The following is a 7,325-nucleotide window of genomic DNA, read 5'->3' on the forward strand; positions in this document are numbered from 1 at the left end:
TGGCTTGCTTTATCAGCGTTTAGGAAATAAGTTGATAAAATGTGAAGGGTACAGGAGCCGTATACGAGGTCCGTACGTACGGTTCTGTGAGAGGGATGAGGCATAAGCCTCACCCTACTCGATGTGCCCAAAACTTTTAAAGTAGATTTTCATGTTAATTTACTGTTTTGTTTTTATGCGATATTGTTACTAAAAATAAACTTAGGAACAATAAGAATGAGTAATAATCAAGACGCTTTACCTTCAGGGGTTGTTGCGCGTTTTTTAAATTTTGTTGAGCGGGTTGGCAATAAGCTTCCAGATCCAGCCGTAATATTTCTGTTTGCAATGTTATTAATTTGGTTTTTGTCGTGGTGGTTTTCAGGCGTAAGCTTTGATGCAATAGACCCACGTACCGGTGAAGCGATTATTATTAATAATATGCTGGCAAGTGATTCGCTCGCTACTTTTTTATCCTCTATGGTAAAAACCTTTACCGGCTTCGCTCCCTTAGGTGTCGTTTTAGTAGCTATGTTAGGTGTAGGTGTTGCAGAGCATTCGGGCTTCATTAATACCGGTCTTAAGTTAATGCTTAAAGTTACTCCTAAAAAGCTATTAACGCCTTCAATCATTTTAGTAGCCATTGTGAGCCATACCGCTACTGACGCAGGTTATGTATTAGTTATTCCACTTGCCGGTGTTATATTTTATGCTGCAGGACGCCATCCGCTTGCGGGTATTGCAGCTGCATTTGCTGGTGTGAGTGGTGGTTTTGGGGCTAACTTTATTCCATCAGGGATTGATCCATTGCTACAAAGCTTTACCCAAAGTGCGGCGCAAATAATTAATCCTGCAATGACAATTAACCCGTTAAATAACTGGGCATTTGCTTCAGCATCTAGCTTATTTATTGTGGTATTGGGCTGGTATATCACCGATAAAATTATTGAACCACGTTTACAAAAAACAGCGGTTGATGGTGCTAAAGAGGATTTACCTGTATTTGAAGATGCACGTAGTGATGAAAAACGTGCCTTTTATATAGCCAGTACCGTGATGATTGCTGGACTTGCGTTATTAGCATTTGTCTCTGCTCCAGACGATTCTGCAATGCGAAGTAGTGATGGATCCCTTACTAATTTTAGCTCTCCTTTAATGCAATCAATTGTACCACTAATATTTTTACTTTTTTGGATTCCGGGCACTGTATATGGCTTTACGGTAGGTACCTTTAAAACCTCAAAAGATATGATTGATGCTATGAGTAAAGCGATGAGCGGCATGGCATATTATATCGTCATGGCGTTTTTCTGTTCGCTATTTATTGCTGCATTTAGTAAATCAAATTTAGGTGCTCTGCTCGCAATTGAAGGTGCGCAGTTATTAAAGGCGATGGAATTGCCAAGTGCAGTAACGGTTGTAGGCATTATCTTTTTAACTGGCTTTGTTAACTTGTTTGTAGGTTCAAGTTCAGCAAAATGGGCGTTACTTGGCCCCATTTTTGTACCAATGTTAATGCAACTCGGTATTTCGCCAGACTTAACTCAAGCCGCTTATCGTGTAGGTGACTCAAGCTCTAATATTATTACACCGTTAATGCCATACTTCCCATTAGTGGTGGTGTACTGTCAAAAGTATGTCAAAGGCACAGGTATAGGCACTTTAATTGCTATTATGCTGCCGTACTCAATTGCCTTTATGATTGGCTGGAGTATCTTTTTATTAGGTTATTGGGCACTTGGTATCCCTTTAGGTTTAGATGCAAGCTACATTTATCCAGCATTGCCTTAGCCTAAACCTTTATGAACCTCACTCACTTGAGTGAGGTTTTTAAATAAAAGTCCTGTAATGTAAAAGTAAGTCTAAGTTACCTTTCTAAATCTCTCACTATATAGCCAAATAAGCTGGCCTCTCCAACAATATACACATAATCATTTTTGTTGTTCATTATTGTAGACTTATCGTCATACCACCTAAAATCATGAATCTTATTCGTTTTAGGGTCTTTGAAGTATAAACGAGTACAGCTATCTTCATACTCAGTGCCACACTCTTGTACATCGGTCAGGATGTATTCTTTATACCAATAGTCGCCTTGCGTGTAGTAAGCCCATAATTTAATAGGATCAGAGATAAAAAAATAGAGTATTCCAAAGATTAATAAAGGGGATAATGGGTACATGAAAATGGATGCTAATTTTATTTTAGTATCTGAGAAATTGTATTTAAGTGATTCTCTATATTTACTGCAGCGTTTATATTTATTGAAAATAAGTATATTTAAATAGATAAATAGTGCACAACAGATAATAGGGAGGGTTATAAAGAAAACAACGTCGTATAGTTCATTTGAGATGAATGGTGGATCTGTAAAGTCCATTAAAATAGGAAGAGTGATGCATAATAAAATGGGGAGTATTATTGCTACAAGGAGCAAGTTGTCGTAAATCTTTTTCAATTTTTAATTCGTCCGTGAACTATAGCCTTTGTCTAGTTTACAGAATTTTTGTTATTTTAAAAATCAGAGAAATGTATTTATAGGCATTAAGCAACCCGAACTCAGGCTAAAAAAACTATCTCAAGCCGCTATTGAATTGACGCGAAAGTCTACTTTGTTTTCACTGTAGCAGCAGCTTAAAAACAAAAAAACCTTGTCACTTTCGTGGCAAGGTTTTTTATTAAAGAGTCGTTGCTTATTTAGCTGTGAAGCTTACAGGGCGACGTTCTTTACGAGGACCGCTGCGCTTATCACCGCGTGCGCCGTCATCTTTATTAAAGCTGCGTTTCTTATCACCAGCTGGACGCTCAGAGCGTTCGCCACGTGGTTCAGCAGGACCTTGATCAGTTGTAATTGTTAAGCCCATAGGGCGTTTACAAATAAACACTTTTTGAAAGTGATCAAGTACATCTTTAGGCATGTTTTGCGGTAATTGAACCGTGCTGTGATTGTCGTGTAGACGAATATCACCAATAAACTTGCTTGAGATGTCAGCTTCGTTAGCGATAGCGCCAACAATATTTTTAACCTGAACACCATGTTCACGACCTACTTCGATACGGTAAGTATCCATAGGACCTGCATCACGGCTGTTACGTTCGCGAGGTTTACGCTCAGCGCGTTCACCACCACGTTCGCCGCCACGTTCGTTACGACGTCCACGGTCACCACGATCGTTGCGTGAATTGCGGTCGTTACGCTCGTTACGTTCACGAGGTTGAATCTTAACTTCTTCAACTTTAATTGGCGACTGTTGCTGTGCTAAACACAGTAACGCACCCGCTAAGCTTTCAAGAGGAAGATCAAGTTTTTCAGCCATGTTAGTAGCTACTTCATTGAAGAACGTGATGTCTTTGTTTTCAAGCGCAATAGTTAATTTTGCTTGTAACGCTTCGATACGTTTTTCTTCAACAATTTTTGCTGTAGGTAATTCAACTTGAGCAATTTCAGACTTCGTATGACGAATGATATTTTTAAGTAAATAACGTTCGTTATGTTTTACGAATAAGATTGCTTTACCAGTACGACCAGCACGACCTGTACGGCCGATACGGTGAACGTAGGCTTCAGAATCTTGTGGGATATCGTAGTTGATAACTAAGCTTAAACGGTCAACATCTAGACCACGTGCCGCTACATCTGTTGCAATAACAATGTTTAGCATGCCACTTTTTAAGCGATCTACAGTGCGTTCACGTGCTTGCTGGTTCATGTCACCGTTAAGTGGAGCAGCAGAGAAACCTTCGCGCTCTAATAACTCAGCAAGTTGTACTGTATCGTTACGCGTACGTACGAAAACAATAGCACCTTCATATTGCTCAGCTTCTAAGAAACGAACAATTGCTTTATTTTTATGTACGCTTGCATTCCAAAACACTTGCTCAACAGATGATACTGTAGAGTTACGCGCAGAAATATGAACCTGTTCAGGATTGTTCATATACTTGCTGCTGATGTTTTGAATTTGCTTAGGCATAGTCGCAGAGAAAAGACATGTTTGCTTTTCGCGCGGTGTTTTTTCCATGATGCTTTCTACATCATCGATAAAGCCCATACGTAACATTTCATCGGCTTCATCAAGTACAAGTGCTTGTAGAGCATCAAACTTGATAGTGCCACGGTTAATGTGATCGATTAAACGACCTGGAGTTGCAACAATAACCTGAGCGCCACGACGAAGTGCGCTTAGTTGGATACTGTAGCTTTGGCCACCATATAGTGCCAATACTTCAATACCACGAACATGTTTAGCATATTGTTCGAATGCCTCAGCAACTTGGATCGCAAGCTCACGTGTTGGTGTGAGTACAAGGATCTGTGGCTGTTTCACAGACGGGTCAATATTATTTAGTAATGGCAGTGCAAATGCTGCGGTTTTACCTGTACCCGTTTGAGCTAGTCCCAGTACGTCCTTTCTTTCTAGCAATAACGGTATACATTGAGCTTGGATTTCAGATGGTGTCTTGTAACCCAACTCTTCAACTGCCTTCAAAATTGCAGGAGAAAGATTTAGAGATTCAAACGTGACTGGTTCTGACATTAATACGCCTCAACGAATTTAAAGAGGCGCGCATTATATAGGATTCGCGAGGCAAATGCTTGTATAAATTGAAACTAATTTCTATGTGTTTGATGTTGGTCGAAATTTAACCAGTTTGATTTGGGGTTTATTAAACTGGTTAACATATTTAATACAACGCTTATTTGTACAAGCCTAGGTTTTCTTTTGCGTAAGCTTCAAATTCTGTAAATCCACCGATGTGATTTTGATCCACAAAAATTTGTGGAACGGTAGGGCAAGGTTTACCAGCTGACTTTTCAAGGTCGGCTTTACTAATGCCTTCTTTAATTATATCGATGTAGCGAAATTTAAAGTCATCACGTTCATTTGATAGTTGCTCCGCAACATCTTTTGCACGAACACAATATGGACAACCTTCACGGCCAAAAATTACAGTTAACATAGCTTTCTCCTCAATTTGATTAAAATCAGTTTAAATGATTGAAAAATTATTTAAAGCAAAAAAAATCGATTACACCATTCTAATAAAAACTATAAATCATATATTGCATAGTAATATGATTTGCAAAATGCGAATGAGAAACTAAAGCGCTGTCTGTCTAATACTTAAGTATATGAATGCAAGTGTGTTTACAAGAACTAATTTGTGGCACATAACTTGATGATTAAGAGCTATACATTGGGTTAACGAGAATACTTTATGAATATTAATAGTCACGTTTTAGAAATTATCCAAGGGGTAATCGGTAAATATTGTAAAACCCAAAATCGAAATTTTTCAGTTACTTTAATTAACAAGTTGCAATGTAACTACGTTTGTTTGCAAATCCCTCTTGAGCAAATGATTGCGCAATGCGAGGAATTTCTGATTCCAGCGCTAGCATCTGTAAAGCAGAGCTTTTTACTTAACCTAGAAGCAAATATACAAGGGGTTAGCCTTCATTACCAGATTGATGATTCTGAGCAAGTAAGCACGCTGGATTTTCATGGGCTTTTAGCAACAAAAGAGTCTGTTAGTTTGGCACTTGATATTAGCCAAAATATAGACGTTCTAACTGATTGTGAGGCGTTATTTAAAAGTTGTTTAATAACATCGGATAATACCCATGAGCGCTTTGGCTTAAATTTTAAATTATTCAATAGCACTTTTAAGGAAACGGTACAGATTGAGGATTTACGTCACCTTAGTGGTGATGCGCTAACTGATAAACTAAATGGTGACAGCATAAATAGACACATAAAGTTATGCACTATTAGCGACATTAGTGAGCTGAGCCAAGAGAACAAACTATCTAAAAAAATATTAGGTTGGCCATTTTTTGATACTGACCTCATTACCATTTTAACAACATTTCATACGCAAACACGTTTATCTGTATTAGTGGCGGATGATAGCTTACCAAGTCAAATTGCAACAAAAGTGATGCTCGAAATGCTGGGCTGCTTAGTAACATGTGCAGAAAATGGCGCTAGTGCTTTAACGCTTGCTCAAAATGAACCATTTGATTTACTGCTCTTAGATGAGCGCATGCCAGGAATGTTTGGCAGTGACGTAGCACAGCAATTGGTGCGTCAAAATACCCCTAATAATGATACACCCAAAGTTATTTTAACGGGGCTAACAGGGGATGAGCAGATAGCTGAGTTATTTGAAAAAGGTATTACGCACTATTTACAAAAACCAGTGACCAAAGCAGTGCTCGAAAAGTTTATTAAACCTTGGCAATTAGCGTCTTAAATTGGTTAATAAGGTGGCAATGATGCATGACTTTTCTAAAACAGCGCTTATTTTGATTGGTTTTCAAAATGATTACTTTTCACCAAAAGGTATTTTGTATGACGTGGTTGAAGAGTCGTCAAGAATTACTGGCGTGGTAGAAAATACACTCTCTTTATTGGCCGCCTGTGCAGAGCAATTTGCGTTAGTTGTTAATACACCCATTCATTTTACACAAAACTACAGTGAGCTTAAAAATCCGATTGGCATATTAAAAGCTATTGCTGATGTGGGCGCATTTAAAGCAGGTTCGTACGGCGCTCAAACCATTGAGCAGCTAGATTTTTTTAGCAATGTTATAGAAGTGGTGCCTGGGAAAAAGGTTTAAATGCTTTTACACATACTGCTCTAGCGCAAAAGCTCAAAGAACATGGTGTCACTAATGTAATTTTAGCCGGCACGGTGACTTCTATTTGTATTGACTCAACTGCGCGAACGGCTGTTGAACTTGGTTTTAACGTCACTATTTTAAGTGACTGTACATCGAGTCGCACTCCTTTTGAACAAACTTTTTACTGTGAAGAGGTTTTTCCTCTTTATGCGCGAGTTTGTGATAGTAAAACTTTTATAAAGTATTGGAGAGAGCATGGATAACAACGATGAACTACAAGTGCAAATCCAATATGCATTGGTCGAAAAGCTCTCCAATAGTAATCGACGTCAAGCAAAGCTATTAGCTATTTTAGATGAATGTATTTTTGAGTGTGATAAACATTTAAAGCTTACCTATATTAACGAAGCATGGGAGAAGAAACTAGGTTACTCAAGCGATTCATTAATTGGTTCTAATATTACTAAGTCAATGAATTGTAACGATATTATGCATTTTGTTGCATACAGTTGTTGTTTGCTTGAAGGAAAGCAGACTCCTAGTGTAGAAATACAAATAAAAAATAGTCACGGACTCTTAAATTGGTTTGAGTGTAAGCGTCTAGCGAACCACACCTAGCATCGATGTTCTGATTATCTAAAAATACCTGCTCAATGATAAATTCGGAGCAGGTGATGAAAACTTACAGAACAAGCGCACAGTGGCAGCAGCTTTTGCT

7 protein-coding genes and 1 pseudogene are annotated in these 7,325 nt (G+C 38.4%); 5 read left to right on the forward strand and 3 right to left on the reverse strand.

All coding sequences use genetic code 11. From position 1 onward, the window contains the following. Positions 1 to 216 precede the first annotated feature (216 nt). A complete protein-coding gene (locus H4J63_RS19175) occupies positions 217 to 1,770 on the forward strand; it encodes an AbgT family transporter (RefSeq protein ID WP_182198023.1) in 1,554 nt (517 codons plus the stop codon). Between the two features lie 76 nt (positions 1,771 to 1,846). Here the strand turns inward: H4J63_RS19175 and H4J63_RS19180 are convergent, their stop codons facing one another. From H4J63_RS19180 to H4J63_RS19190, 3 genes are all read right to left on the reverse strand, one after another. Further along, positions 1,847 to 2,437 carry a hypothetical protein gene (locus tag H4J63_RS19180; RefSeq protein WP_182198025.1) on the reverse strand — a complete coding sequence of 197 codons (591 nt, stop codon included), beginning with the start codon at positions 2,435 to 2,437 and terminating at the stop codon, positions 1,847 to 1,849. Positions 2,438 to 2,672: 235 nt separating this feature from the next. Beyond that, positions 2,673 to 4,517 (reverse strand): DEAD/DEAH box helicase, encoded by a 1,845-nt coding sequence (locus H4J63_RS19185; protein ID WP_024606656.1) that lies wholly within the window; start codon positions 4,515 to 4,517, stop codon positions 2,673 to 2,675. Positions 4,518 to 4,677: 160 nt separating this feature from the next. Continuing rightward, a complete protein-coding gene (locus H4J63_RS19190; protein ID WP_024595981.1) occupies positions 4,678 to 4,941 on the reverse strand; it encodes a GrxA family glutaredoxin in 264 nt (87 codons plus the stop codon). Between the two features lie 258 nt (positions 4,942 to 5,199). Between H4J63_RS19190 and H4J63_RS19195 the strand changes: the two genes are divergently transcribed. From H4J63_RS19195 to H4J63_RS19205, 4 genes and pseudogenes are all read left to right on the forward strand, one after another. Beyond that, positions 5,200 to 6,237, forward strand: coding sequence for a response regulator (locus H4J63_RS19195; protein WP_024595980.1), 1,038 nt, complete (start codon positions 5,200 to 5,202; stop codon positions 6,235 to 6,237). A 22-nt stretch (positions 6,238 to 6,259) separates the two neighbouring features. Continuing rightward, complete coding sequence (locus H4J63_RS20425) at positions 6,260 to 6,604, forward strand: isochorismatase family protein (RefSeq protein ID WP_259365846.1); 345 nt, start codon at positions 6,260 to 6,262, stop codon at positions 6,602 to 6,604. A gap of 53 nt (positions 6,605 to 6,657) precedes the next feature. Beyond that, positions 6,658 to 6,870: pseudogene (locus H4J63_RS20430) on the forward strand (cysteine hydrolase family protein); the annotation flags it as partial. Further along, the gene (locus H4J63_RS19205; protein ID WP_259365847.1) at positions 6,863 to 7,225 is read left to right on the forward strand and encodes a PAS domain-containing protein; all 363 of its coding nucleotides are present in this window, start codon (positions 6,863 to 6,865) and stop codon (positions 7,223 to 7,225) included. The pseudogene H4J63_RS20430 and the gene H4J63_RS19205, both read left to right, overlap by 8 nt. The last annotated feature ends 100 nt before the right edge of the window (positions 7,226 to 7,325 follow it).

It is taken from the genome of Pseudoalteromonas sp. 5Ae-yellow (assembly GCF_014077565.1).
Taxonomy (GTDB): Bacteria; Pseudomonadota; Gammaproteobacteria; order Enterobacterales; family Alteromonadaceae; genus Pseudoalteromonas.

What these genes read in the sequence shown, in the direction of transcription:
- H4J63_RS19175 (WP_182198023.1), top strand. Translation starts at nt 217, where the DNA reads ATGAGTAATAATCAAGACGCTTTACCTTCAGGGGTTGTTGCGCGTTTT.
- H4J63_RS20425 (WP_259365846.1), top strand. Translation starts at nt 6,260, where the DNA reads ATGCATGACTTTTCTAAAACAGCGCTTATTTTGATTGGTTTTCAAAAT.
- H4J63_RS19205 (WP_259365847.1), top strand. Translation starts at nt 6,863, where the DNA reads ATGGATAACAACGATGAACTACAAGTGCAAATCCAATATGCATTGGTC.
- H4J63_RS19185 (WP_024606656.1), bottom strand. Translation starts at nt 4,517, where the DNA reads ATGTCAGAACCAGTCACGTTTGAATCTCTAAATCTTTCTCCTGCAATT.
- H4J63_RS19190 (WP_024595981.1), bottom strand. Translation starts at nt 4,941, where the DNA reads ATGTTAACTGTAATTTTTGGCCGTGAAGGTTGTCCATATTGTGTTCGT.
- H4J63_RS19195 (WP_024595980.1), top strand. Translation starts at nt 5,200, where the DNA reads ATGAATATTAATAGTCACGTTTTAGAAATTATCCAAGGGGTAATCGGT.